20 protein-coding genes and 2 pseudogenes are annotated in these 26,732 nt (G+C 40.2%); 13 read left to right on the plus strand and 9 right to left on the minus strand.

Annotation, left to right across the window (positions count from 1 at the left end):
• Nucleotides 1-174 precede the first annotated feature (174 nt).
• From queA to CSQ79_RS06500, 3 genes are all read left to right on the plus strand, one after another.
• Nucleotides 175-1,278: a tRNA preQ1(34) S-adenosylmethionine ribosyltransferase-isomerase QueA gene (gene queA, locus CSQ79_RS06490; RefSeq protein ID WP_289500715.1), complete on the plus strand. Its 1,104-nt coding sequence runs from the start codon at nucleotides 175-177 to the stop codon at nucleotides 1,276-1,278.
• Nucleotides 1,279-1,346: 68 nt separating this feature from the next.
• Entirely contained in the window at nucleotides 1,347-4,598 is a 3,252-nt protein-coding gene (locus CSQ79_RS06495; protein ID WP_099700378.1) for a tetratricopeptide repeat protein, read from the plus strand.
• Nucleotides 4,599-4,749: 151 nt separating this feature from the next.
• Nucleotides 4,750-4,980, plus strand: coding sequence for a hypothetical protein (locus CSQ79_RS06500; RefSeq protein WP_099700672.1), 231 nt, complete (start codon nucleotides 4,750-4,752; stop codon nucleotides 4,978-4,980).
• 214 nt (nucleotides 4,981-5,194) lie between these two features.
• Here the strand turns inward: CSQ79_RS06500 and CSQ79_RS06505 are convergent, their stop codons facing one another.
• Both CSQ79_RS06505 and CSQ79_RS06510 read right to left on the minus strand, forming a co-directional pair.
• Nucleotides 5,195-6,268, minus strand: a complete 1,074-nt coding sequence (locus tag CSQ79_RS06505; RefSeq protein WP_099700379.1) for a spore photoproduct lyase family protein — start codon at nucleotides 6,266-6,268, stop codon at nucleotides 5,195-5,197.
• Nucleotides 6,269-6,402: 134 nt separating this feature from the next.
• The gene (locus CSQ79_RS06510; protein WP_099700380.1) at nucleotides 6,403-8,619 is read right to left on the minus strand and encodes a phosphoketolase family protein; all 2,217 of its coding nucleotides are present in this window, start codon (nucleotides 8,617-8,619) and stop codon (nucleotides 6,403-6,405) included.
• A gap of 176 nt (nucleotides 8,620-8,795) precedes the next feature.
• Between CSQ79_RS06510 and CSQ79_RS06515 the strand changes: the two genes are divergently transcribed.
• The 3 genes from CSQ79_RS06515 (at nucleotide 8,796) to CSQ79_RS06525 (ending at nucleotide 11,924) form a co-directional block, all read left to right on the plus strand.
• Complete coding sequence (locus CSQ79_RS06515) at nucleotides 8,796-9,278, plus strand: YqhA family protein (RefSeq protein ID WP_099700381.1); 483 nt, start codon at nucleotides 8,796-8,798, stop codon at nucleotides 9,276-9,278.
• Nucleotides 9,279-9,638: 360 nt separating this feature from the next.
• Nucleotides 9,639-11,003: a cytochrome P450 gene (locus CSQ79_RS06520; RefSeq protein ID WP_099700673.1), complete on the plus strand. Its 1,365-nt coding sequence runs from the start codon at nucleotides 9,639-9,641 to the stop codon at nucleotides 11,001-11,003.
• Nucleotides 11,004-11,177: 174 nt separating this feature from the next.
• On the plus strand, nucleotides 11,178-11,924 hold the full coding sequence (locus CSQ79_RS06525; RefSeq protein WP_099700382.1) for an LmeA family phospholipid-binding protein: 747 nt from the start codon (nucleotides 11,178-11,180) through the stop codon (nucleotides 11,922-11,924).
• A gap of 363 nt (nucleotides 11,925-12,287) precedes the next feature.
• On the opposite strand, the gene CSQ79_RS06530 is transcribed toward CSQ79_RS06525, so the two are convergent.
• Nucleotides 12,288-13,085 carry a Crp/Fnr family transcriptional regulator gene (locus tag CSQ79_RS06530; RefSeq protein ID WP_099700383.1) on the minus strand — a complete coding sequence of 266 codons (798 nt, stop codon included), beginning with the start codon at nucleotides 13,083-13,085 and terminating at the stop codon, nucleotides 12,288-12,290.
• 343 nt (nucleotides 13,086-13,428) lie between these two features.
• Here CSQ79_RS06530 and cysC point away from each other — a divergent pair.
• The 5 genes and pseudogenes from cysC to CSQ79_RS06555 form a co-directional block, all read left to right on the plus strand.
• Nucleotides 13,429-13,977: pseudogene (gene cysC / locus CSQ79_RS06535) on the plus strand (adenylyl-sulfate kinase); the annotation flags it as partial.
• 179 nt (nucleotides 13,978-14,156) lie between these two features.
• Nucleotides 14,157-15,851, plus strand: coding sequence for a beta-carotene ketolase CrtO (gene crtO / locus CSQ79_RS06540; RefSeq protein WP_099700384.1), 1,695 nt, complete (start codon nucleotides 14,157-14,159; stop codon nucleotides 15,849-15,851).
• Between the two features lie 220 nt (nucleotides 15,852-16,071).
• Nucleotides 16,072-17,178, plus strand: a complete 1,107-nt coding sequence (locus CSQ79_RS06545; protein ID WP_099700385.1) for a saccharopine dehydrogenase family protein — start codon at nucleotides 16,072-16,074, stop codon at nucleotides 17,176-17,178.
• A gap of 138 nt (nucleotides 17,179-17,316) precedes the next feature.
• Nucleotides 17,317-17,679, plus strand: coding sequence for a hypothetical protein (locus tag CSQ79_RS06550; RefSeq protein WP_099700386.1), 363 nt, complete (start codon nucleotides 17,317-17,319; stop codon nucleotides 17,677-17,679).
• Nucleotides 17,680-17,913: 234 nt separating this feature from the next.
• Nucleotides 17,914-18,387, plus strand: a complete 474-nt coding sequence (locus tag CSQ79_RS06555; RefSeq protein ID WP_099700387.1) for a TspO/MBR family protein — start codon at nucleotides 17,914-17,916, stop codon at nucleotides 18,385-18,387.
• A 53-nt stretch (nucleotides 18,388-18,440) separates the two neighbouring features.
• On the opposite strand, the gene CSQ79_RS06560 is transcribed toward CSQ79_RS06555, so the two are convergent.
• From CSQ79_RS06560 to CSQ79_RS06585, 6 genes and pseudogenes are all read right to left on the minus strand, one after another.
• On the minus strand, nucleotides 18,441-18,938 hold the full coding sequence (locus CSQ79_RS06560; protein ID WP_099700388.1) for a WGxxGxxG-CTERM domain-containing protein: 498 nt from the start codon (nucleotides 18,936-18,938) through the stop codon (nucleotides 18,441-18,443).
• Between the two features lie 364 nt (nucleotides 18,939-19,302).
• On the minus strand, nucleotides 19,303-20,550 hold the full coding sequence (locus tag CSQ79_RS06565) for a cation:proton antiporter (protein WP_099700389.1): 1,248 nt from the start codon (nucleotides 20,548-20,550) through the stop codon (nucleotides 19,303-19,305).
• 211 nt (nucleotides 20,551-20,761) lie between these two features.
• The gene (locus tag CSQ79_RS06570) at nucleotides 20,762-21,712 is read right to left on the minus strand and encodes a branched-chain amino acid ABC transporter permease (RefSeq protein WP_099700390.1); all 951 of its coding nucleotides are present in this window, start codon (nucleotides 21,710-21,712) and stop codon (nucleotides 20,762-20,764) included.
• A gap of 245 nt (nucleotides 21,713-21,957) precedes the next feature.
• Nucleotides 21,958-23,178, minus strand: a complete 1,221-nt coding sequence (locus CSQ79_RS06575; RefSeq protein ID WP_099700391.1) for an ABC transporter substrate-binding protein — start codon at nucleotides 23,176-23,178, stop codon at nucleotides 21,958-21,960.
• Between the two features lie 238 nt (nucleotides 23,179-23,416).
• Nucleotides 23,417-23,731: a hypothetical protein gene (locus CSQ79_RS06580; protein ID WP_289500720.1), complete on the minus strand. Its 315-nt coding sequence runs from the start codon at nucleotides 23,729-23,731 to the stop codon at nucleotides 23,417-23,419.
• A 49-nt stretch (nucleotides 23,732-23,780) separates the two neighbouring features.
• Nucleotides 23,781-25,118 (minus strand): annotated as a pseudogene (locus CSQ79_RS06585) (cytochrome P450).
• An 81-nt stretch (nucleotides 25,119-25,199) separates the two neighbouring features.
• Here CSQ79_RS06585 and CSQ79_RS06590 point away from each other — a divergent pair.
• On the plus strand, nucleotides 25,200-25,844 hold the full coding sequence (locus CSQ79_RS06590; protein ID WP_099700392.1) for a Uma2 family endonuclease: 645 nt from the start codon (nucleotides 25,200-25,202) through the stop codon (nucleotides 25,842-25,844).
• A gap of 67 nt (nucleotides 25,845-25,911) precedes the next feature.
• Nucleotides 25,912-26,649 (plus strand): Uma2 family endonuclease, encoded by a 738-nt coding sequence (locus tag CSQ79_RS06595; protein WP_099700393.1) that lies wholly within the window; start codon nucleotides 25,912-25,914, stop codon nucleotides 26,647-26,649.
• Nucleotides 26,650-26,732: the final 83 nt, after the last annotated feature.

Below are 26,732 nucleotides of genomic sequence, written 5' to 3' on the forward strand. Positions count from 1 at the left end.
GTATGTAAGTACGAATTGTCAAAAATTATCAGAAAATCTGTATAACTACGGTGTCTAAAAAAAACAAAATATGGCTTAAGAACAATATAGAAGAGACAAAAGCAAAGCGATAACCGTAATAACACGGATTTTTGATTCAGAAACGGCAATGCTGTGATGTTGATACCCAAGACTATGTTTAGTGGATCGTTACCTTCTCAAGAAGACTGCTTATTATCTGCATACGATTATGAGTTACCCCAAGAGTTAATTGCTCAAAACCCTGCTGTACCTAGAGATAGTGCGCGGTTATTAGTTGTTGATTCTACACACTATAGTCATCAGCGATTTTTTGAATTGCCTCAACTACTGCAACCAGGCGATTTATTAGTAATGAACAACACCAAGGTTATACCCGCACGATTGTATGGGCGAAAATCAAGTGGTGCGTCTATTGAGGTATTGCTTTTAGAAGAACGCCAGCACAATCAATGGCTAGCTTTAGTAAAACCAGGAAAACGCCTACCACTAGGAGCAAAAATTGTCTTTGAAGGAAATGCCTCTTATTCTTTAAATGCAACAGTATTAGCAACGGATGCAGCAACTGGAGGGAGACTACTGCAATTTGATGTTCCTGGAGGAATGTCTTTGATTCAAATATTAGATAAATATGGGCAAGTACCTTTACCTCCTTATATTACTGATTCTCAAGCAGCAGGCGACCAATATCAAACAGTCTATGCCCAGCAACCTGGTGCTGTTGCGGCTCCGACAGCAGGATTGCACTTTACTCCAGAATTACTTATACAGCTACAAAACAAAGGAATCAAGACAGCATTTGTCACGCTACACGTTGGTGTGGGAACCTTTCGCCCTGTTGAAGTTGAAGACATTACAACACATACAATGCACGGAGAATGGGTAGAAGTAAGTGCAGATACTGTTACTCAAATTCACCAAACACAAGCTCAAGGTGGGAGAGTTATTGCCGTGGGAACAACTGTAGTACGTTCGTTAGAAGGTGCTGCAACAAGTGGACAGTTGCAACCTTTTTGTGGCAAGACAGACTTGTTTATTTATCCTGGTTATCGATGGCGTGTTGTTGAGGGATTAATTACTAACTTTCATTTGCCTAAATCGAGTTTACTCATGCTTGTAAGTGCCCTAATCGGTCGTCAGCGCCTGCTGGCATTGTATCAAGAAGCGATCGCGCATCGTTATCGCTTTTACTCTTTTGGTGATGCCATGTTGCTGTTACCAGTTGATTTATCGACAATTGAGCGTAAAGATCGGAAATAGACGTCAATTTTGATTACCCTGGAAAAGATACCGCGATATCTTTTCCTGATCAGCAGGCAAAAGGAACTATGAAGCGCAAGCACAAACAGATTTTAAGAGCTTTATCACACGGCAGTGGTCTTTTGCTGTCTACTGTGTTACTGTCAATTGGTGCTGTTACTCATGCTGAGGTGACACCTAGTGCTTCTGAATCAAGGTTGGCGCAAGCAAATGCTTTCAAGCGATCGCCTCAACTAGCTCAAGTACAGCCACAAGCGCCTACTACAGCATTTGGTACGCAGTCGATAACGCTGTTTAATATCTTGCTAGCAACTTTAGTAGTACTATTGGGTGCGACATTGCTAGCACTATTTTTCTTACGTAAGTCAGTCATTCGTGGTGTCGCTGATATTGTGATGATGCGGCTTAAAGAAGTTGAAGATATCCAAAATGAAATTGCTAACGCCGATCGCAAAATTCAGAACATTTTGCAAGATGCTGAAGAAATCTTAGACGAGATTAACCAAGAAGCAGAAGAGCTACAACAAGAAATTGCAGCGCAACGTGAAAACTTATCGCAGATAACGCATCTCTCACAAACACAACAACAACAAGTAGTTACAAAACTTGAAAATCAATTCAAAAACTCAGAACAATCGCTAAAGAAATTAGCAAGTGAATTTGGAAATGAACTAGTCGGCTTAAAACAACAAACAAAACAGCAGCAAGCTGCTGTTTTACAAAATATTGAACAATTAAAAGAAGAATTTTCTCCGCATCTTTTAAAAATTCGAGCAGAAGTTCAAGAAAGAAAAGATGCAGTACTACAAAATTTAGAACAATTTCAAACAGAATTAGCAAGCCAAATCAATCAAATTCACCAACAAGCTCAACAGCAACGCGATACAATTTTACAAAATATTGAACAACTGACATCTGATTTTACCCCGCAACTTGCGACACTACACGTAGAAGTTGAAGCACAAAAGGATAGAATTATTCAAAACTTACAACGCTCAGAAAGTGACTTTGCAGAACAAGTCGAGCAAATTCAACAAGAGTTAACAACACAACGCAGTAGTGTTTCACAAGAATTTGAGCGAGTACTAACAGTTTTAAGCCCACAAATATCAGAGATGCAAGCTGATATTCAATCACAAAAAGAAGCAGCATTACAAAACATTAGACAATCAGAAATAGAATTAGCTGCACAATTAGTCCAGATTCAACGGCAAGCGCAGCAAGAATACGATGCTACATTAGATAACTTGAAACAGCTAGCACTAGGCTTTGACCCAGATGCAACAGAAATTCAAGCTGATATTCAATCACAAAAAGAAGCAGCATTACAAAATATTAGGCAATTAGAAATAGAATTAGCTGCACAATTAGTCCAGATTCAACGGCAAGCGCAGCAAGAATACGATGCTACATTAGATAACTTGAAACAGCTAGCACTAGGCTTTGAACCAGACACAACAGAGATTCAAGCTGATATTCAAGCAGAAAAAGAAGCCATATTACAAAATATACAACAATCTAGAAAAGAGTTTGCAGTGCAATTAGCACAGTTGCAACAACAAGCGCAAAAACAACGTGATTTATTGTTAAAAAATATAAAACAACTTGCCTCAGAATTAGCTCCACAGTTGGCAGAATTACAATCTGATGTTCAAAATCAGAAAGATGCAGTCATCCAAAATATTAGACAAACAGAAAGTGAATTTGTCACGCAAGTTTCTGAGTTGCAAGCAGAAATGCAAACACAAAAAGGTGAAGCTGTTCATCAACTAGAAGATATCAAAACTGAGCTAGAAGAACGAATTACAGCTTTGCAAGCCGAAGTACAAAAACAACAATCTACTTTACAAGAAAGCATACAACAGCTAGAAGCTAATTTAACACCACATCTTGCAGAAATTCAAACTGAAGTTATAGCAAGACTGCAACAACAAAAAGATGTCACATTAGAAAATTTACAACAGATTCAAATAGAAGTCACCACACAGATTCAAGAGTTTCAATCGCAAACTCAAACGCAACTAGAACAAGAGATTCAAAACTTGCGATCGCAAGTCGCAGAATTTGCCACTCAACTTAGCAATTCTCGACTAGGAATTCAATCGCAACAAGACACTACAATTGAAAATCTAGAAAAATTAGCCTCTGAGTGTTCAAATCAACTGACAGCATTGCAGTCAGAAATTACAAATCGTAAGGAAGTAACGCTAGAAAATCTAGAGAAACTAGAAAACAGACTAGAAACAGAACTAAATGAGGTAAAATCAGATGCTCAAGCCCGAAAAGAACAAATTCTCAAGCAAATAGCCGAAATTACACCAGCAACAATTGCTCAAGAAGCATTCTCTGAAGTATCCCAACAACTTCAAGCCTTATCCGAACAAATACAACTGTTGAAATCAAACTATCCACAGTTATTCATGCGTCCGGATGATTATATCAATCAGGGAAATGCATTATTTTCTGCAGGACATTATCAAGATGCGATCGCATCCTACGAACAGGCGTTAGAAATTCAACCGAATAATCCTGATGTATGCTATCAGCAAGGCTTAGCATTATGGGAATTAAACCAATACGAGTCAGCAATTGCTGCATTTGATAAAGTACTGGAAATTAAACCAGAAGATGTCGCAAGTTGGTATCAACGTGGTATCCTTTTGAAAGAACTAAAACGCTACGAAGGTGCATTTGCAGCTTTTAGCCAGGTGATTCAAATTCAACCAGATCATAGCGATGCTTGGTTTAATCGCGGTATTGTTTTAGGAAGACTAAAACGCTATAAAGATGCGATCGCATCCTATGATAAAGCCATTGAACTCAATCCTAATCATCATCTCGCGTGGGTAGATCGCGGCGTAGCATTAGGCAAATTACAAAACCATGAAGAAGCTTTTCAATCGTTTGATCGCGCAGTACAAGTCAAACCAGATGATGCTGTAGCTTGGATGAATCGAGGTATGGCGTTAGAAGTTCTAGAAAGAATAGAAGATGCGATCGCATCGTACGATAAAGCGATTGAACTCAATCCTGACTACTATAAAGCTTGGAACGCTAAAGGATATTTACTCATTCAATTAGAACGCGATCCGGAAGCCTTAGAAAGCTTTGATCGAGCTTTACAGATTCAACCAGATTATCCTAATGCTTACTACAATAAAGCAATTTGCTACACCTTCCAAGGAGACGTCAAATTAGCACTAGAGAACTTACAAAAGGCGATTGAACTAAATCCGAAGTATCGCGCTGAAGCTAGTACTGATCCTGATTTTGAGAGTATTGCTAATAATCGACGTTTTCGCCAGTTAGTAGAAGATTAGGGGAAAAAGCTGATGCGGTTGAAATCATAAAGACAAAAACCTATCTTCATAAGTTTCTCTAAGCCTTATTCTTATATTAGTCCACGCAGGTGGATATGGTTTGTTAAGCCGCGAATTTATTCGCCAGGCGTTTTTCATTGAGGGTAACAAAATGCAGCGGGACAAAATGTTGTGGTTAATTAAAGGAGTTGCGGGCTTACTGTGTGTTGGCTTTGGTTTGAGTGTCTTTGGTGAGGCTTTAAGCCGCAAGATTAGCGGTGATGGTTGGTTTTGGATTGGAACTTTAAGTCTTGTACTCTTTAACTTTGGTTTGTGTTTAATGTTTGATAGTCACAACCATCAACTCCAAATGAAGCATAGAAGCAATACACCTCTTACATAAATCACAGACGCCTAGCGAATAAATTCGCGGCTAGCCAAATAAAGTGTGCCTGCGCACACTAATATAAGAATTTGATCAGTGATCATACCATTTCACCAAATAAAAACTACAAATCATTTCTCCTCTGCTGCCTATTTGTAGTAAATTCAAAGTGACATGGTATTACACGGTAGTAAACTTGGCTTGTTTAGCTGCGAATTTATTCGGCAAGCTTCTACGTCCAATATAATATCTGAGCATCAGGGAAACGTTTGGCAATCTCGCGTTCAAAGAAGCGACGTAGTGCTTTCATGTTGTCGGTATCATAGACATACTTCGTTCCACCAAACTTATTGCGCTTGATGCTGCGGTTCTCTTCTTCCATGTCAAGTTTTGAGTGGGGATACCATGTTTGCAATACTTCTTTTGACTTGGGCGTGAAGCGATGAGAAATTAACTCAAAGGTCAAGTCGCAATTGAAATCTAAAGTAGCACTGATTTCATCAAAAAGTCGCGTGTAGTGCAATTCCCAATCGTCAATTAACATAATCGGTGCAATGACAATACCCACAGGATAACCGCCACCGCCTTGATTGCGTGGTAACGCTAAGCGTCGTAGTGCTTGTAATCGAGAGGATACTGATGCAGTACCGCCTTCAAACTTCCCTGAAACAGGTGCAGCATTGATACTGACACGACAACGAGTATGACTATTGTGTGGTAAGTCAAGTAACTGATCAACAGCATCAAACTTAGACACCCAACGCAAATGAGCATTGCTGCGAGTACCAAAGTAACGAATACACTCAGCTAAGCTACCTGTAAGGTGTTCAATACCAAGTGGATCGGTGTAGCAACTGACTTCAAATGTTGTTGCAGTGTCAGGATGTTCGTAAGTTGCCAAATTGTCCAAAATTTGGGGTAAATTAGCAAAAACACGAATCACTGGTGGACCTTGTAAGCTACCTGCAAGATAACAATATTGGCAGTGCGCTGGACAACCTTCTGCAAGATGAAATTGCCAATCTGCTGATGGAGGAATTGGACTCAGTTTGAAATGACTTGGTGGTGCGGTGACAACTGCAAGAGTACGTTTAGCGATTTGATACGTCTCGCGTTCAGAATCACCACGTAAACCTGAAAGGCGATTCTGAGAAAGTTCTTCAATAGGTAAATCTAGTGCTTGGATGCGCGATAAAATCTTTTGTCCCCACGGCTGATCGAGTGCAGCAGGTGTAAACAACACGCGTTCTGGCATCCACAAACGAGAAGAGGAGGTTTGTGTTGCTGGTTTGGTTAAAATCGTCATTAAGAAGCTTGTCGCTGTTTATTTGATCGTAACGACTACGAAATAGAGTTGTCAGTCAATCTAGAGAGGGGATTTCCGATACTTTTTGTAGCGATCGCTTCCTAGATTTTGGCGATCGCTACCCGAATCAACACCTATTGATTAATTAATTCCATAGCACGGTTGACGAGATTTTCAGCAGTTAAACCATTTAACGCCATCAGTTGTGCAGGGCTAGCAGTTGTTTCTCCCCGCTTCCAAGCGAAGGTGTCGCGTTTAGCGTTACTGCGTAGCATAATCGGTTCTAGCATACCACTTGCCCCAGCGGTAACACCAATTAAAGCATCGCCACCAAATAACTTATCAAATTCCGCATCATCTAAGAAATCACCATCAGGTTCTGCACAGCTATCCCACGCTACATCTGTAGGGCGATATAAGCGACGAGGATTAACAACAGAGACAACCCGAACGCCAACTTCTTGCACAGCTAATGCAGATGCAGCTTCTAACACGGGTAACAACACCATGTCACCCACGACAGCAAACACAACCGTTTTATTTCCAGAGGCTTCTTGCAAGACAATTGCGCCATCTGCAAGTGCTTTTCTACCTTGTTCAAATGTGGTGCGAATTGGTAACGGCGACTTACTAGCAGTAATCACGATACCTTTATTCTTTGTTGTCAATGCCCACTCATAAGCAACTTGAATACAGTTTGCATCTAGGGGAAAGATGGGAAATACATTGCCATTGCGCATCATGGCGGCAAAATACGCTTCAACTTCTGGGCGTTGGTGTGTCCAACCATTACGACCTTGTTCTAATGCCCCAGCAGTGAATAAAGTAACAGTAGCAGGAGTAGGACGGCGTAATTCTGCCATCGCTTGGGTGACTGTTTGCCAAATTGGTAAACCGTTAATGGCAAATGATTCGTAAGAACACCACAAAGTCCGGCTACCCATAAGGGCGGAACCTGCAGCTAAACCGGCGCAAGCATCTTCGCTGAGTGGTTCGTAAACTTGTCCGCCAGGTTTTTGGTTATACAGCGGATCTTCAACTGGGTGGATAATTTTGAGGGCTTGGTTGATATTGGCAATTCCTGAGGCTTCGTTTCCATCAGCATTTGTGACTAAGAAAGTGCGATCGCATTCTCCAACTTTGCCTACCAGTCGCCCCATTGCTGTTGTAGCAACTTTGGGATCGCCACCTACTGCGTATTCTTCTAATGGTAAATCTTTAATTTCTGGTAATTCTAAGACAGATTCTGTCACAGCAACACGACTTGCTGAACCACCACCTGCACGTTCAAAATTAGTCCGCACAATTTGCCAAGCTTCTGGGGCTAATGCACGGGCTTTGAGTGCGTTCACGATATCTGAATTATCTAGTGTGTGCATGGCGTAGAGGTTATGTGATTTTGCTCCTCTAGCGTGTACTCCAGCGCCTTTTAATTGTTTAATAATTAAGACTGTGCGCGTTCCACTCAGTGCAGATTTTGTTGCTTCATCGGCGGCGATTAAGACAGCTTCCGTAAATGCCAATCGTTGCTGGAAGGAAAAAGTAGTGCTATCGACAAAGTTGCCTTGCTGATCTCGATCGTCAAAATCTTTGGCATCAACTAAGACAACTTCTTCAAAGCCGTTACCGTGCCAGTATGCCATCATTTGCTCATTTGATTGTGTGGAAACCATACTATGATGCTCTTGGCTAAAGCCGTTCCACACTAGCACTGGTAAAAAATTGGTCATTCCTGGATAGGCGGTGTGAAAATGCGCCATACTGCTCATAATGTATGGTTCGCCTAAACCACCGTCACCAATTGTCACAGGAAACAGTTTATCAGGATTCAGTCTGGCGGCTGCCATAGCGAAGTGTTGCCCTTGCCCTAAAGGTCCCGCAGGAGAGAGAATTCCTGGAATGTAACCGGATAAGTGTCCGAGTAAACCGTGATGTTCGCGGAAGCGATCGCGTAGTTGCTGTACGGTTTCAATTCCCATGTCCTCTAAAGACCGATCAAGAAACATTGCACTGTAAAATCCTGGTGCGTGATGCCCAACTTCAGTAACAATATTTTTATGCCCCAACATGACTAATGCAGCATAGGCTTCAACTTGACTGGCAAATCCGCCTGGATGACCTGAAGCTTTACTGGCAGTAACTTGTAATGTAAGGTAGCGCAATGCATCAGCAGCTAGTAGCGTTTGGAAGACGACAGCCGGATCTTTAGGATCGCTAATTGACTTACTACCAGAGGCGATCGCAGCTTCTTTGCCATACTTCTCAAACTCTGGCAGCATTTCGCCAAAATACTGAATTCCTTGACAGAAGTCTGGAGTTGCTAACTTTGCCGCTTGGGTCGATGCCGTCATGCTCAATTTCCTCTGTAATTACAGTACTGTTGTTGAAGTGCCTTATCTAACGATTCTACAATTTCCCTAATTCCGAAATCATTACTTCTACTTCTCACAAAAATCAAATATGGCAATCTAATCTGGCAAAATTGTTACACTTCTGTAGTTTTCATAGCAAAAAAGATGAAACATCTATGATGCGCCGCCTACTATCTTCTTCAAAATATATTATGATTTTGCCTGCTTTGTCTAATGTCATGGCAGCTTTAGTCTTGATGATTTATAGTACTATACAAACTTGTATTGCTGTTGTTAATCTGCTTAAAATAAGTTTCTCTGGCAGTTTATCTAAAGATGTTATTTTTGATGCTGCTATTAGCTTTCTAGAAATTGCTGATATTGTCCTTTTAGCAACTGTTATTTTAGTCATTGGTCTTGGTTTGTATGAGCTATTTATTAGTCAGCTGAACTTACCAGGGTGGTTATTAATTCGTAATCTTGACGATCTTAAAGATAAACTTATTGGCACTGTCGTTGCTGTCATATCTATTCTGTTTCTTGGCGCAGTTGTTAATAATATTCCTAATTTGTTACCTTTTGGCGCATCAGTAGCATTGGTTATCGTTGCTTTGGCTATTTTTAGTAATTGGGTTCCTAGTTTTAAGAAAGATTCGTGAAAATAACTATGGTAAGTTATATTGACTATTTTTTACGAACTACAGAGGAGCCAGACGAAAGGTGCGGGGGTGGCGAAGAAGGTGCGGACTTCGTCGCCCTCCGTTATAGCAAGTGGCATCGAACTGGCGTGCACAGAGAAGGCAGAGATTAAAATTGGGAGAAGTGCTAATTAGGTGAACAAAATTAAATATCATATACAATATTTTTTGCTGATGGATAATAGATTATTCTTTCCAATGACAAACTTTATAGTTAGGTTTATTTTCACACGAGTACTTATTAAATGAGTGAAAATCGCTATAGCATTTTCAAATATCAGTTACTAAAATGAATGAATAGAAAAGTAACTTAAAGTGGAAATACAAGTGATTTTTCAAAACAAAACTCCTGCACTTTGGCAAACTTTGCAATTAATTTCTCAACCAACAAAGTTTTTAGAAAATTGTATAGAGCGATATGGAGAGCCATTTACTGTCAGAGTACTTGGCTTAAATTCTCCTCCAGTTGTCTTTTTCAGCGATCCACAGGCAATTAAAGAAATTTTCACTTTACCAGGTGAGAAGTTTGATTTTAAGAAAGCTACTCATGTTTTTAAGCCATTGATGGGTGATAAATCAATTATCTTACAAGAAGGTTGCAGCCATCAACGACAGAAGCAATTAATGATGCCTCCGTTTCATGGCGATCGCATGAAAACTTACGGAGAAATTATCTGTCAAATTACTACAGAAGTTATCCAAAATTGGACTCCAGGGAAAGTTATTTCACTGCAACAAGAAATGTCAAATATTACTTTGCAAATTATTTTACAGGTTGTATTTGGTATTAGTCCTGGATCTCGTTATAACAAAATCAAAGAATTACTCAGTTCTTTATTAGATGATGTGACTAAACCCTGGTACTCTAGTTTATTTTTCTTTCCACCTTTACAAAAAGATTTGGGTGCGTGGAGTCCTTGGGGACAGTTTTTACGTCGCAGACAAGAAATTGATGAGTTGATTTATAGCGAAATTTCCCAACGGCGGCAAGAGCAATTTCGGACTGATATTCTTTCACTACTCATGTCAGCACAAGATGAAGATGGGCAACAGATGACAGATGTAGAACTGCGCGATCAATTAGTTTCACTGTTGTTATTAGGATATGAAACAACAGCAGCCGCTTTATCTTGGGCTTTTTACTTGACTCATTCTGCCCCACCAGTGCTAGCGAACTTGTCATCAGAATTAGCACAAACTTCTTTGGAAAATCCTGAAAAAATTACGGCGCTTCCTTATTTAACAGCGGTTTGTCAAGAAACTTTGCGAATTTATCCTATAGGCTTAATTTGTACGCCACGCATGGTAAAAGAAACAGTACAAATTAATGGGGAAAGTTTTGGTATTGGAACAATTATCGTGCCCTGTATTTATTTAGCTCATCGTCGTCGAGAAACTTATTCACAACCCGACAAATTTCTACCAGAAAGATTTTTAAATCATCGATTTTCTCCTTATGAGTACTTGCCTTTTGGGGGAGGTATTCGTGGCTGTATAGGAGTAGCTTTTTCAATGTATGAAATGAAACTTGTACTTGCGACAATTCTCTCAAACTTTGAACTTACTCTTGCAGATTCTCATCTAGCACATCCAGTACGTCGTGGCATTACTATTGTGCCTTCTGCTAGTGGGATGAAGATGATAGTTACAGCCCAAAGGCAGTTTGCTAAAGTTCCAGTACTGTGATTTTTTCTACTAAGGTTTTATTCCGTAATATAGATTTTTGTTCCTGGGTCAGCTTATAAAGTAACGATTATAGGGCTTACTTTTCTATTTCTGCGAGGCTGAAAAACAAGCTAAGCAGTTTGATGGTTTACCGCATAAGTTCTAAATTGAGTAGCACCTGAGACAATCGCGATTATGTTAGACGACGAACCAAGAATTGAAGAACAGGCAATTAGCAAAGCCGCTGAGATTGGGCTTTCTAGTAAATTGGAGCAAGCAGAAGTCATTGAGGTTGATGTTAAAACTGATTTGTTCAAGATTGTCCAAGGGCAAGTAGATTCAGTTGCGATCGCAGGTGAAGGCGTGGTACTGCAGAAAGATATCCGCGTTCAGCAGATGGAATTGTCTACTGATAAAATTGATATCAATCCTTTTAGTGCTTTACTAGGGCAGGTCGAACTTAAGCAGCCGGTACAAGCTAATGCCCGACTTGTGATGATTCAAGAAGATCTCAACCACGCGTTAAATAGTGATTATGTTCTTAATCAAGCGCAATTTGATTTAGATGTAGATGGAGAAAACGTTAACTTGCAGATGCAGCAAATGCAACTAACGTTACCAGGTGGCAATAAAATGGTGTTTGATGGCAAAGCTGTGTTGCATGAACAGAACACTACCCGCAAACTTGTTTTTCATGCAACAGTACGTCCACGTACGCAAACTGAACCAGTGATGCTAGAAGGATTTACCTGTACTGAAGGCGATGGTATTTCTTTAGAATTTACAGTTGCTTTGATGCAGAAAGTTAAGGAACTTGTCAATTCAGCTTACATCGATTTAGACACGATGGCACTGCGTATTAGCAATATGGAAGTACAGCAAGGCAGAATTTTACTCCAAGCTCAAGCTTTTGTCCGAGAACTGCCAATGATGGAACAATAATATTACTAGCGATCGCCCGTACACTATATCATAGAAAACTACCAAGTAAGTAGGGTTAATTCTCGATAAGACTGAGACAGAAATCTGTTAATAACGCTACTTAAAAATGGCGATCGCACTCTCAGAAGCAAGTTGGGATTAACTATGGACAAATTGGCATTATCCATACCGTGCTGAGGCAACAGACGAAGGTTATAAGCTAATTAAGTTACGTAATGGTATTACTCTAACGCTACACAATCATCAATTTCACGATAATTTGACAGCTATTGGCACACAACCTCAAGCCACAAATGTTCATCGAAGACTTTTAAAGATCGCCTTGTTGATCCCGATTCTGCTTAGATCAATTAACCACCAATTTTACTTATCACGCAATGGCCACCAATATACTTTGTCTCTAGTTGCACTATAAGTTTCTTTTAACCCTTCAGCATCAATTACTTTTACAGTATCAGTTGAAGGATCGCTTGACTTTGCCGCTGCAAGTAACTTAACTTGCCGCATTCCCTTAAGTACCTGCTCGACAGTACGATGGTTAAGCTGACTAGCGCGGGCAATCACATCTATAGGCAAGTCAAACACATAAGTTCCATTAGATGGTTGATTACCCAGTTCTCGTTCTTGATACACCAGCGCTCGTAATAAAGCTGCAACTGCTTGTGGTGGATATGTGCTGCAGTTAAGTAAATGGTACTGAAATTTTTGTTGTAGTTCAAATAAGCGATCGTAGCGTTGGCGAAATACTTCGCTATCTTCGTAAAGTGCTTGCACCGCTTCTACTGGAATCTTAACAACATCTGTTGTCTTATAAGCTTCTACCAAGCTAGGAAACGCTTTACCTATCAATCCGTAGCTAAAAGGTAGACTTTGCATACCAAAGCAACTGCCAGGATAACTGACACTAATGACTCGATCTAAAGGAGTGCTGCGGATGACTACAGGTCCACCACCCATGATCGCATACAAAACATCTAGCGGTTCTCCCTTCTGAAAAGCCGTATAAATTGGACGACTAGCATATAGCTTAACTTGCTGTACTTCTTCAACAGGTAAATAGCTGGTTAACCAGGCTTCATCCAAGTCTCGAAACAGATAGTTGCTTTGAGTTAACACCTTTACGGTGTCAGATTCTGTGAAATGCCTTGCTTGTGTTGCCATGCGGAAATATAAACAGGCGACCTTTTTATTTTGACATGAAATACAAATCAATCTCAAAATAAGTTTGTACTTCATTTGTTTTGAAATTAGATTGCGTTTTTATTGAGTTATAGATATGATTGAATTTCATTAAAACTAAGTTTTAGCTCCATTATGTGAATAAAAATTCAAGGAGTCTTCTATGGTTTTTGCCCAAAGTCTTCAATGGCGATCGCCTGTATTAGAATTATTAGCAATGTTTTCTGTGGGGCGTAAGATGCAAGAATGGATTCGTTCCGAAGTCGTTGATGATGCACCAGTAGACAACGAGGAACTTCTTCCTGAAAGAAAGTACCCAGCTAATCAAGGCTTTGTTCTCTGGTTAACAGGGTTGAGTGGTTCAGGTAAAAGTTCGATTGCCAAGAAACTCGCACAAGAACTGAAAGAACGCAGTTGTTTAGTAGAAGTCCTTGATGGTGATGTTGTCAGAACCAACCTTTCTAAAGGCTTGAGTTATAGCAGAGAGGATCGCAATACTAATATTCGGCGCATCGGTTTTGTCGCTAATCTTCTCAGTCGCAATGGAGTTGCAACAATAGTAGCGGCTATCAGCCCCTACCAAGAGACACGGGAAAACCTGAGAACAACAACAACAAACTTTATCGAAGTGTTTGTGAATGCACCGCTTGAGGTGTGCGAAGCACGGGATGTTAAAGGATTATATGCAATGGCACGTGCAGGCGAAATCAGAGCTTTCACAGGCATTGACGATCCTTACGAAGCACCTCAAAATCCAGATATTACTTGTCATACATCCGAAGAAACTTTAGAAGAAAGCGTGGCAAAGATTCTTGCTGAACTAGAACAACGCGATTACATTCCACCTCAGCCACAGATAGAATTCTTTATTTAAAATTAAGTTTCAGCAAAGAAAAAAGGATCTCTACTCCCTGTTTCCCGCTTCCAGTATGGTATTCCTGATTTTGGCTAACTCAACTGCCAACATGATTAAGCTCTCTAACTCGCGAATGATTCTATATCATTTAACTTATTTCTAATATCGGGAAGGTACCCGATCGCTGGAGTTCGTGCATGGAAGCTTATGATGTTGTCATTATTGGCGCTGGACATAATGGTCTAGTATGCGCCGCGTATCTGCTAAAAGCTGGTTATAGCGTTTTATTGCTAGAGAAACGTTCGATTCCAGGTGGCGCAGCGACTACTGAAGAATCGCTACCGCAAGAAGCACCTGGTTTTAAGTTCAACTTGTGTGCGATTGACCACGAGTTTATTCACTTAGGACCAGTTGTGGAGGAACTTGAACTGGAAAAGTATGGCTTAGAGTACCTAGAGTGCGATCCTGTTGTTTTCTGTCCGCATCCAGATGGCAAATACTTTTTAGGTCACAAATCACTCGAAAAAACCTGTGCAGAGATTGCGCGTTACAGTGAGCGTGATGCTAAAAAATATGCTGAGTATACGGACTACTGGCAACGAGCGCTAGGTGCAATGATTCCTATGTTCAACGCACCACCCAAATCTGTTATTGATATTCTCGGTAACTACGATATTAAAAAAATTAGAGATTTACTCTCGGTGATTGGTGCGCCGTCTAAAACTTTAGACTTTATTCGGACAATGCTCACAAGTGCTGAGGATCTCCTCAATGAGTGGTTCGATTCGGAATTTCTTAAAGCACCACTCTCTCGATTAGCTGCTGAACTTGGTGCGCCACCTTCGCAAAAAACGATCGCTGTCGGTGCAATTATGATGGCAATGCGTCACGATCCTGGCATGGCAAGACCGCGTGGTGGAACTGGAGCACTAGTACAAGCCTTACTTAACTTAGTCAAAAGTAAAGGTGGTGTTGTGCTTTGCGATCAGCAAGTTAAGAAGATTTTAATTGATGATGGTAAAGCTGTTGGCGTTCGCGTTGCAGGTGGTAAAGAATATCGTGCCAATAAAGGTGTGATTTCTAATATTGACGCGAAGCGAGTTTTCTTGCAACTCGTGGATAATAGTGACATCGATCAAGTTGAGCCTAATTTACGCGAACGTTTAGAACGCCGGATTGTCAACAACAATGAAACAATCCTCAAAATTGACTTGGCGTTAAATGAAGCACCACGCTTTGAACGATTCGACCACAAAGATGAATATCTCATCGGTTCAGTCTTAATTGCTGATTCAGTCAGTCATGTGGAGAAAGCTCATAGTGAATGTACGTTAGGTAAAATACCTGATGACGATCCATCAATGTATCTTGTTGTTCCAACGATGCGCGATCCTTCAATGGCACCTCCTGGAAAGCATACTGCATGGATTGAGTTTTTTGCACCGTATCAAATTGCAGGTGCAGAAGGAACTGGGTTAAAGGGTACAGGGTGGACAGATGAACTGAAAAATAAAGTCGCCGATCGCGTCATTGATAAATTGGCAAACTATGCACCAAATGTCAAAAACGCCATTATTGCCCGCCAAGTAGAAAGCCCTGCGGAACTCAGCGAACGTCTCGGTGCATACAAAGGTAACTATTACCACGTTGATATGACATTAGATCAAATGGTATTTTTCCGCCCACTACCAGAAATTGCTAACTACCGCACGCCAATTGACAATTTATACCTGACTGGTGCAGGAACCCATCCTGGTGGTTCAATTTCCGGAATGCCAGGGCGCAACTGTGCGCGGATATTTCTGCAAACACAACAACCATTTGCCCAAACACTAAGAGATGCACGAGACTCAATCAAATCTACTGTCGAATCAGTATTTAAGAGTAACTAAATTCTTGATGCTGCATTTTTAGTGTCAGAGGGGCAGAGGGTAGTAGGGTAGGCGGGTAGTTGGGTAGTAGAGTAAGAGGGAATAGCAATTAAATCTCTCCCACACTCCTACACTCCCACTCTCCTATTAGTCATTCGCCCCTCATCTAATACTTACTACAGAGGTAAACAAACTACAAATTTGTTGGAATAATTACTATGATGTGACCAATTCATAACCAATGACGGCTAGGGTGCTAATTTTGGGAGGTCGAGGGCGGATTGGCAGTAGTATTGCTCAAGACATTGCCACTCATACTCAAGCAAATATTACAATTACAAGTAGGGATCTATCTGCTGCTACAGCAGTTAGTCAAAGTATTGGGTCGCAAGTAGATATTTTACTCCTCGATCTAGCTGATACCGAGGCGTTGAAGAAGGCGATCGTTGCAGCCGATCTTGTTATCCATAGTGCAGGACCTTTTCATTACCGCGATGCTAGTGTTTTAAAGACTTGTATCGAGCAAGGTGTTAACTATCTCGATGTCAGCGATCACCCGTCGTTTACTCGGAAAGCTTTAGCCTATAAGTCAGCAGCCGAAGAAGCAGGGATTACGGCAATCGTCAATACAGGCATTTTCCCAGGAATTTCTAATAGTATGGTACGTGAAGGCGTCGAGCAGTTTGACCAAGCTGAACGCATTCATCTAAGTTATCTCGTCTCAGGTTCTGGTGGTGCGGGAGTAACAGTTATGCGCACTACCTTTTTAGGTTTACAAAAGCCTTTTGATGCTTGGCTTGATGGCAAATGGCAAGAAGTAAAACCTTATAGTGATCGCGAAGCAATTGAATTTCCAGATCCTTACAGGCGATCGCACGTCTACTGGTTTAATATGCCTGAGGCATTTACGCTACCAGAAGCTTTTCCTACCGTTAAAACGGTTATTACTAAATTTGGTTCCAAACCTGATTTTTACAATCATCTTACCTGGATTGCCGCACATTGGTTTCCTAAGCCTTTGATGCAACAACGCAGTGCGATCGAATTTTTAGCTCATGTCAGCCATGCAATGACAGATGTTACTAACCGTTTTAGTGGTATTGGGGTTGTGATTCGTTCTGAGGTTAGTGGTATCAAACAAGGAAAACAAGCTAGCTACTGTTCGACTTTAATGCATGAAAACACAGCGATCGCCGCAGGTTGTGGGACTGGTAGTTTAGCTCAATTTCTCCTTGAAGGAAAGCTAAAAAAACCTGGAGTTTGGGCTGTAGAACAAGCTTTACCAACAAATTTATTTCAAGAAGCTTTGAAGCAGCGTAATCTTAAATTACATCAAGAATGGTTGTAAAACTTTAAGTCAATAATTAGCAATTTAATCTATCCCTAGACAGAAGGCAGTCATAATTTTATCAAAGTACGATGCGAGTCTACAAAACATTAGCGTTGGTATTAATATATACTTACACTAACAACCAGAGGAATTTCTATGCGTAGTCTTCTCAACTTATGCCAAGTATCTGCAAAGAAACTTTTAGCCACTGCCTTAATTGCAATTGTTATATCTTTAGCACTACTGAGTGCACCTAGTTACGCTGGTACATATGCTGAACAAAAATTAGTACCTCCAGCGGAAAGAATATTGACACCAGAAGAAAAAATAGAACGTGCCTATGATTTGGGTGAAGGGGCTGGAATGCTTGAGGAAAGCAAGCAGCGATCGCCAAATGCTAATACACTCACAAAACCTAATGAGAAAATGAATGTGAAAACTGTCACAACCCCTAAATCAGAACAAGGCTTAGTAGAAAAAGCAAAAGAACTAGTAGAAAAAGTAAAAGGTAACGAATAAGAAAGATACGCAGTTAGTGAAAGTTGTTTAAAGCTTGAAAATTGGTAGTTAGAGATTAGTTTTAGCAGAATTATTTATCAATAACTACCAAGAAAATTTTATCTCTCCAATTATTAAAGTAATTCTTTCTTACCAGGGGATGATTATTTTTTCCAATTGAGTTGACACGATAAAACCAAATCTAATGATTCATAAGTCAACTATAAAAAAATAGCTACCACCCTAGATAGAAAAATGCTTGAACCTTGGATGATTATAGGTATAATAACTTTCTTAATTGCTTTAGCTAGTCTTTTTTTTAGACCACGAGATACTCAATGGGCAAAAAATTTAAATCGACCAAAGTGGTTAGTTTTTGAACCACTAATTCCTGTCTTCTGGACAATTGTCTTTACAGGTGGAGCGCTATCGGCTGCTAATATCTGGGAAAACGAGCCTGGTACGTTGTCAACGTGGCTATTGATGGGGCTTTATTTAGTATTAGAAATTATAACTGTGGCATACATTCCTGCTACGTTGCGATCGCGAAATCTCAAAGTAGGGACAATATTAGGGGGCAGTGGAGTCATTTTAGGAATAGTCCTCACACTTATCGTTTGGAATATTTCAGGTGTAGCAGCTTTATTTCTATTACCATACCTTCTTTGGAGTCCAGTTGGTACTTACACCACTTGGGAAATGATGCAGCTTAACCCAGAAGCAGTGTAATTAAAAGCTATTGATTCTTGTGAGGGTGGGCATTTCAGCTCACCCTTTTGATTTTAGTATCTGGTAGTTCCTGTACCTGTATTCACTGTGTTGGGATCGCGATAAGCTGGTTCAGCTGGTTTGCGAAATAAGTTAGCTAAGCCCAGTAAACCTAGTAAACCCAGTAAACCCCAAGAACCTCCACCTGTTCCTTCAGTTTGTGTTTCTGTAGCAGTACCAGTTGTACCGCCGTATGTAGGTTCTCCAGGAATTGTATCGCCGGTTGTTGCGTCAGTATCTGGTGTAGTTCCAGTGCCAGGGGCTGTTCCACCTGGAGTAGTACCAGGGGTAGTTGTACCTGTTGTACCACCCAAGCCTGTATCTGTACCAGGTGTTGTCGTTCCTCCGGTAGTACCACCAGGGGCAGTTGTTCCTAATCCCGAACCTGTGCCCGTACCAGGAGTTGTGCCAGTAGTACCGGTATCTTGTGCGATCGCAGGAACGCTTAAAGGCACAGCTAAACTAAAAGTAACACCTGCCAAAATAGCTTGAGTTAGATAAGAACGTTTCATAAGTCTGCTTCCCCCTGAATTGATATGTTTTCTCGACAGTAATTACCAAAGCCAGCAATAATTAATTTTTGTGTTACTCACTCAAAATCTTTGTGCTTTTCTAGACGAGAAATGTTGTGTAGCAAACACTTGTCTATATGTAATGCTTTAAGAGGCAACATTAGTGGACTTGATAGACATAAACGTGATCGCTACTTCAACTTGCATACACACCTCTTGACTTAACTACCATTTTTCTAGTTGCCATTACCCTTATAAAAGTTAACCGCTTCAATTCACAGCCACTTCTACCAGAGGATCGAGCTATTGTTAAGCAAGGTAGTATTTGCGAATACAAAAAACGAGCGCTTAAGACTGGAGTGGATTAGGTAGAGGCATTAATCTTTTTACTACGATTTTTGTATCCGTTATAGGCACTCATCAATGGTGTCGTACTAATTCCATGAAGAATGACAGACACCACAATTGTGATATAGGTAATCCAAGCAATTTGCTCTCCCAATGCGCCTTGCAATCCATGACCAAAGGCATAGGTGAGGTAATATATGGAACCAACACCACGGACACCAAACCAGCCAAACAACCAACGAGTTACCTGACGATAGCCACCGCCAATTGTACTGAGCCAAGTTCCTAGAGGACGAATAACAAACAATAAAGAACCCCCAACAATCAACGCAGCGATCGCGTGTTCTTGAATTGCAGATGCTCGTAACATTGAACCTAAAATTAAGATTGTTCCTACTTCTAGGAGTTTTTCAATGCGCTCAGTAAATTCGCGTTGAGAGAAGGGTTTATCAGGGTCATGATAACGTCGTTGGGCTACTATTCCGGCAACGAAGACTGCGAGAAATCCATAACCATTGACAACCTCAGTCAAAGAGTACGTGAGGAGAATGATACTAAGCGCAACAAAATCCTCCATCAAGTCATCAACTTTAGTATGCTTCTGGATGTTTTGGTCAATCGTAACTACGATCAAAGGAATCACAATTCCCATCACTAAACCAATAGCGACTGCCCAAATTAAATCGATAGTAACCCATTCCTGAAACCATGCTTGCCAGTTGTTGCCATCTTCAAACCAGTGAATGCCAAAACATACAAAAGGAAAGGCTAAAGCGTCATTTAAACCACCTTCGGAAGTTAACCCAAAGCGTAACTCATCGCGATCTTCAGTATGCGTTAGTTGCACTTCTGAGGCGAGTACTGGGTCAGTAGGTGCGAGAATTGCTCCTAGTAAAATTGCGGGTCCCCATTCCATGCGCAGAAACCAATGTGCGACTGCGGCGATCGCAAAGATTGATAATGGCATCAAAAAACCGATCAAGCGAATAGTGGAACGCCAAGCACCTGTATTGAGAGGACGATTCATTTTCAAGCCACAACTAAACAGTGAGACAATGACAACGAATTCGGTTAGCCGTTCTAAAAACTGTGCATCAGGGCGTAGCTGAACGATATTGAGTGCATAAGGACCTAGGAAGATACCCACTACCAGATAAATCAAGGCAAAGGAAATTGGTAAACGGGAAATCCATCCTGAACCTAGAGTGACGCACAATAATAGTAGACCTATTACAAGTAGGTCTAGGATGTAAATATCTACCATTACCTACAAATATTAATTGAGGGGTGTTATGCAAGTCTAATGCGATCGCCCTAAGCTCTCAATCAGCTTGTAGTGGTATTTACCATCTGGTAATTGGTAAATAAGTGGGTAAAAATAAACATAACTTAATGGCTGGTAACTGGTAATTGGTCAAGCAGTATCTATTACCTATTACCATTTAATTATGCCCATCTACTTAATTGAGTCTCAATTAAACTTTTTGGACAAACCGTCTTCCTAATAAACCTTGGGGTCGCACTAATAACATGATAAACAAGATACCAAAAGCAACAGCATCTTTATATGCAGAGTAATCTCCAGGAACAAACGCTTCAACTAAACCAATCAATAAACCACCCAACACCGCACCAGGAATACTCCCTAACCCCCCAAGAACAATCACTGCTAAACCTTTTAAACCGAAAGCAATTCCAAAATAAGGTCCTGCAATACTCACACTCGATGCCACTAAAGTTCCTGCAAAACCTGCGAGAAAACTGCTGATAAAGAATGTGAGAACAATAAAGCGATCGGTGTTAATTCCCAATAAACTTGCAGTTGTTGGATCTTCTGCAACTGCTTGCATTGCTTTGCCGTATTTGGTGCGGTTGATAAACAATGTCAAAATGGTCAAAATGACAACAGAGACACAGAAAATGACTACTTGTACACTACGAATTGGCACAGGCTGTTCTGCTGTTCCGAAGTTAATTGCAGAAGGGAGATTACCATATGTTCCTGCGGGAAAAGTGTAACTTTCTGCGCCGACTAAATATTGAATAACATTCACAATTACGACTGCTACACCTAAACTAGAAACAACCGTTAATAGTGGATCAGAACCTCTGCGCCGTAACGGGCGAAAAGCAATACGTTCGACTGCGACTCCTACTAAACCAGCAAGCGTACTTCCCAAAATTAAAGCGATCGCAAAAGGAAGTTGAATCGGTAAAACAGCATTAGCAAGCAAACCATTAAATCCAAATGCACCACCCATAAGTGCATACGTAAAGTATGCACCTAAAGTAAAAATTGCTCCATGCGCAAAATTAATAATACCTAAAATAGAAAATATGAGAGTATATCCTAAAGCAAAAATGGCATAAGCACTACCAATCGACAAACCGTTGAGAACTTGTTGTAAAAATAGCGTAATATTCATTTTTTGTACTTAATCTTCTAATTAAAATTTAAAATTTGAGGTAGTCATTAGTAATTTTTAATAGAAGAATTCCAACTTACTATAACCGAATATCTGCCCTAAAACATCTATGTGTTCTGTTTGTTTTTGCTTATGCATATTTTTTTATGGCAATACATTATTAATTGAATAAGTCCACGAAGGTGGACTTTGTTTAGTTAGCTGCGAATTTATTCACCAAGCTAAATAAATATGAGTTCTATATCTTATTTCAAAAAGGCAAATTGACCGCTATTACCATTATTATTCATCTTAATTTGAGCAACATAAAATTCTTTTTGTACCACCTCACCTTCAGGAGTAAAAGAAATTTCACCTAAGGGAGTTTGATAGCTTCCTGCTAATATTTGCTTATTGAGTTCTGTTCTTAGTTGTGGTAAGGATAAAGTACTAATGTCAGTTTTACTATCTAAGGCTTTGAGGGCTTCTACATAAACTTGCACAGCGGTATAAGCTTGAGCGCTAAACTGAGGTGGTTCTTTTTTGTATTGACTGCTGTAAGCATTACGAAAAGCCGCATTAATTTCACCTGGATGTTCTGGACTATAAGCTTGGGCGATTAATACGCCATCACAGTGTTCTTGACACACAGTAAACACATTTGATGTGTTCAACCCGTTACCACCAATAATTGAGCCTCGATAACCTAATTCTCGCAACTGCTTAACTAAGTTTCCACCATCTGCAGCTAGCCCAGAAATAATAACTAAGTCAGGATTTAGATTTAATGCATTAGTTGCTTGTGTTTGAAAATCTGTATCAGTTGTCTGAAACTTTTGCACAGTGACTAATTCAAGTCCTTGTTCTTTAACTGTCTGTTGAAAAACTTCAGTTTCTGATTTGCTAAAAGCATCATTTTGTGCATAAAAAACAGCAACTCGTTTAATATTAGGATTGCCCTTTAATGCTGCTTGAACTGAGTTTGGTGCAACAACCGTCACTGGTGCAGAAACTCGTGCTATGTAATCACCAATTTGAGGAATACCTTTAGCGGTATTTGATGGTCCTATAACTGGAACTTTAGCTCTTTCTGCAATTGGATCAGCACTAAATGCTTGTTGTGACAAAGTAGGTCCCACAATACCAACAACGCGATCGTTATTGATTAAAGTTTGGAAAGCATTGATTGTACCAGCTTCATCACCACCAGTATCTTGAAACACTAACTTAATAGGCGTACCGTCGATACCCCCTTGTTCGTTAAAATACTTTTCAGCAATTCTAGCCCCTGCAACTTGTTCTTGACCAAGTAAGGCAACATTACTAGTTTGCGCTACTGCAACACCAATAGGAATTGCATTAGGAGATGTTGAGGCTGTATTTGTTGCGGTATTAGTTGTATTTGTACCTGTATTAGCTCCACCACAAGCCGACAGCAATAGAGTCAAAGTAACAAATACAGAAGTACGTGCAGCAGTTTTATACATAAGTATAGTGAAAATATGGGCGATCTTAATTTGACCATGCATAGGCGATCGCGCCAAGTATTTGTTAGCTATTATTTAGTTACTATTTGTTGCTATTATGGTTCCTAATTTTTAGAAAAGTTAAAAAATAGGAAACGCGCTCTATCCTGCAATACCAACTAAAGTAATTAAGAACCAAGGCTGCTAGTCAGGGGTTTTCTCTACAGTTCACTTGCATAAACTACCGATTACTTAGCTTTTAGCGACGATTTTTAAGCAAATGACACAACTCACCAGGATCGTTGTCACTAAAAGGTAAAACTTTTTCGCCTTGTTGGATGAAGCGATCGCGACAATTATAGATCTCTACTGGTCTTGTCACACCATCCACGCTAATTGCTGCTCTATATTCCCAGTATTTTTTGGCACTGCGCTCTATACTGATAATACAAATTTGATGACCGTCATAGTTGCGACATATGGACGCCCAAGCTGGCGGTATAAACAACAAAGTCAATAGTAATAGCAACACAAAGGCTATGCTACTTTGAATGAGCAAAATTGCTTTTAGCACAATACTTAGTAAATTGACGAGTTACAGCCATTTTAAATAAATAGATTACTTACTTTGAATCTCTGCGCCAAAACTTGACCTTCAAACCATCACGAGGATGTGGTGTAGGAAGCATTACCATATCTACATTTTGTCCTGGAAGCAATTCCCAATCGTAATCGCGAACTAATAAGGCTGCAAATAGCTTCATTTCTAGCTTGGCAAACTCTCTACCAAGACATTCTCTCACTCCACCGCCAAAAGGAATATAACTCATTGATTTTTGCTTATCTTCAGATCTAGGGGGTGCAAAGCGTTCTGGATCAAAGTCTTCTGGCTGAGTGTAAATGCTACTATCTTGATGTGTTGCAGCAGGGTGATAGAAGACTTGCCAACCTTGAGGAATCAAGTAACCATTAAACTCACACGACTTGATAACTTTTCTAGGTCCACTTGCTGGAGAATAAAGGCGGAGTACTTCTTTTAAGACTTGTTCTAGATAAGTCATTTGTTTAAGCACTAATGTCAGTGGTTGGTCTAACCCTAATTGCATTTGTTCTGCACGCACAGCCTTTTTGACTTGCGGATTTTGAGCTAGTAGTAAACATAGTGCAGTTAAAGATGATGATAAAGTATCATGACCGGCAAATAGTAAAGTTAGCAGTTGTTCTTTAAGTTCCTCTAAGTTTAAACTATTTCCATTTTCGTCTCTTGCTTGTAACAGCAGTCCTAAAACATCTTGTTTTGTGGTAGATTCTTGCTGACGTTCTAAAATAATAGCTTCAATTTTTGCTAGTAATAATTTGCGACTGCGGAGGGCTTTACTAAATTTTGTCCAAGGTAAGGGAATAGGAAATGAAAGTAAGCCTTTACCCTAAGTCTCATAAAGCTTACCAAAATCATTATCTACATCAATTCCTACTAATAACTTGCAAGCAACATCTAGCGTATATTTGCGAATTTCTAGATACCAATTAAAGTTTCCTGTGCGCTCCCAAGTTTCAAGGTAATTATATGTAGTTGCTGCCATAATATCAACATATCCTGCTAAAGCTCGTGGCTGAAAAGCTTGAGCAAGAAGTTTACGCTGCTGGAGATGTTTATCTCCTGTCTGCATAATAATTGCGCCAGTTCCCATCAATAATTTTGCCTGTGGTGGCGCACTCTGAGAAACTCCATCAGCAAAGTAGCGATTTTCATTACTGAATAAAAAACGATTTGCCTCAGCACCAATCATGACGACGGTGGGACAGCCAAACACATGAGTTTTGTAAATTTGTCCGTATTGTTGCTGTCGCTGTTGTACAAAATTTGGATTGCGTAAAAAACTGAAAGTTTCACCAATAACGGGTAAACCAAAACTTCCAGGAGGTAAGGGAAGCGATCGCAAATCATCAGTAATTGTCATAAATTCCCTCTTGGAGCTTTATAGCAAGCAGGTTACTACAATTAATTCGCTAAAATACGTCTATCTAAAAGCTACAGCAATATGGTGACACTGCAACTCAAGCAAATCCGAGTTCCGCCAGGCGATCGCGTGATATTAGAGGATATTAGTTGGCAAGAGTTTGAAACAATTCTTATTGAGTTAGGAGAACATCGTGGCAGTCGAGTTGCATACAATCAGGGCTTATTAGAAATAATAGTTCCATTGCCAGAGCATGAAAAGGCTAAAGTCATCATTGGGGACTTAGTAAAAATTTTACTGGATGAACTAGATCTAGACTGGGAACCTCTCGGTTCGACAACATTTAAGCGTGAAGATATAGCTGCGGGGGTAGAACCAGATGATTGTTTTTACATTCAACACTATAAGTTAATGATCGGAAAAGAGCGGATAGATTTAAGCGTCGATCCTCCTCCTGATTTAGCAATTGAAATTGATGTTACCTCTAAAACTAAAATAACTGCCTATCAAGCATTGCAAGTACCAGAAATTTGGCGTTATGAAGATGGTGTTTTAGAAATAAATTTATTCCAAGGAGATGATTACACCAAGTCAGAGACAAGTGCAATTTTCTCAATTCCAGTTAAAGATGAAATTCCTCGATTTGTACAAATGGCAATGACAACAGGAACAACTTCTGCAGTTAAAGCATTCCGTAAGAGGGTGCGAGAATATATTGAATCATAAGTTTGTTTTAAATGCGATCGCAATATCCAAATTAAAATAGCAATAAGCACAAGTTGGGTAACTTACTATGTCACAATCAATAGCAGCAGATTTCTTTTCCCCAGAAGAACAAGCTGAGTGGATAGAAGAACCTGATATTAGCCATTTGGTGACAGAAGACGATACTCCTGTGGACAACCTGCTTGCAGAAAAACAGCAACGACTGTTGACAAGTTGTTTATATAGTTCGTGGAAACCAGGTGTTCCTTTTTTAGCTACCGCAAATGTTGGTTTGTTCTATACAGTTAATCAACCAGCCATAGTACCTGATGTCTTACTTAGCTTAGATGTAGAGGTTCCCCAAGATTGGCAACAAAAGAAGAACCGTTCTTACTTTACTTGGATAATTGGTAAGCCACCAGAAGTTGTGATTGAAATTGTCTCAAATAATGTGGGCAACGAACTGGGGAGTAAAATGAAAGACTATGCCCGTATTGGTGTGGCTTACTACGTTGTTTACGATCCTTTGCCGCAATTAGGCGATCGCTTATTACGAGTTCATGAGTTAAGAGGTACAAGTTACACTCCTTTGGAAACAACTTGGATGGAACCAGTGGGTTTGGGATTAACGCTATGGGATGGAATCTTTGAAGGAAAACAAGATACTTGGTTGCGTTGGTGCGATCGCGATGATAGTTTGATTGCCACAGGTGATGAACGTGCTGAAACTGAACGTCAACGTGCCGAAACTGAACGCCAACGTGCGGAACGCTTAGCAGAAATATTGCGTTCTCAAGGTATCGAGCCTAACGAATTGCTGAGTTAAAAATTTTACAAAGAAGGGGCGAGGAAAAGAAGAGTAAAGTTTCACCTCGTTAAATGGTTTAAAGCCCCTGAATTTATTCATGC

Origin of the sequence: Gloeocapsopsis sp. IPPAS B-1203, from assembly GCF_002749975.1 — a bacterium.
Lineage (GTDB): Bacteria > Cyanobacteriota > Cyanobacteriia > Cyanobacteriales > Chroococcidiopsidaceae > Gloeocapsopsis.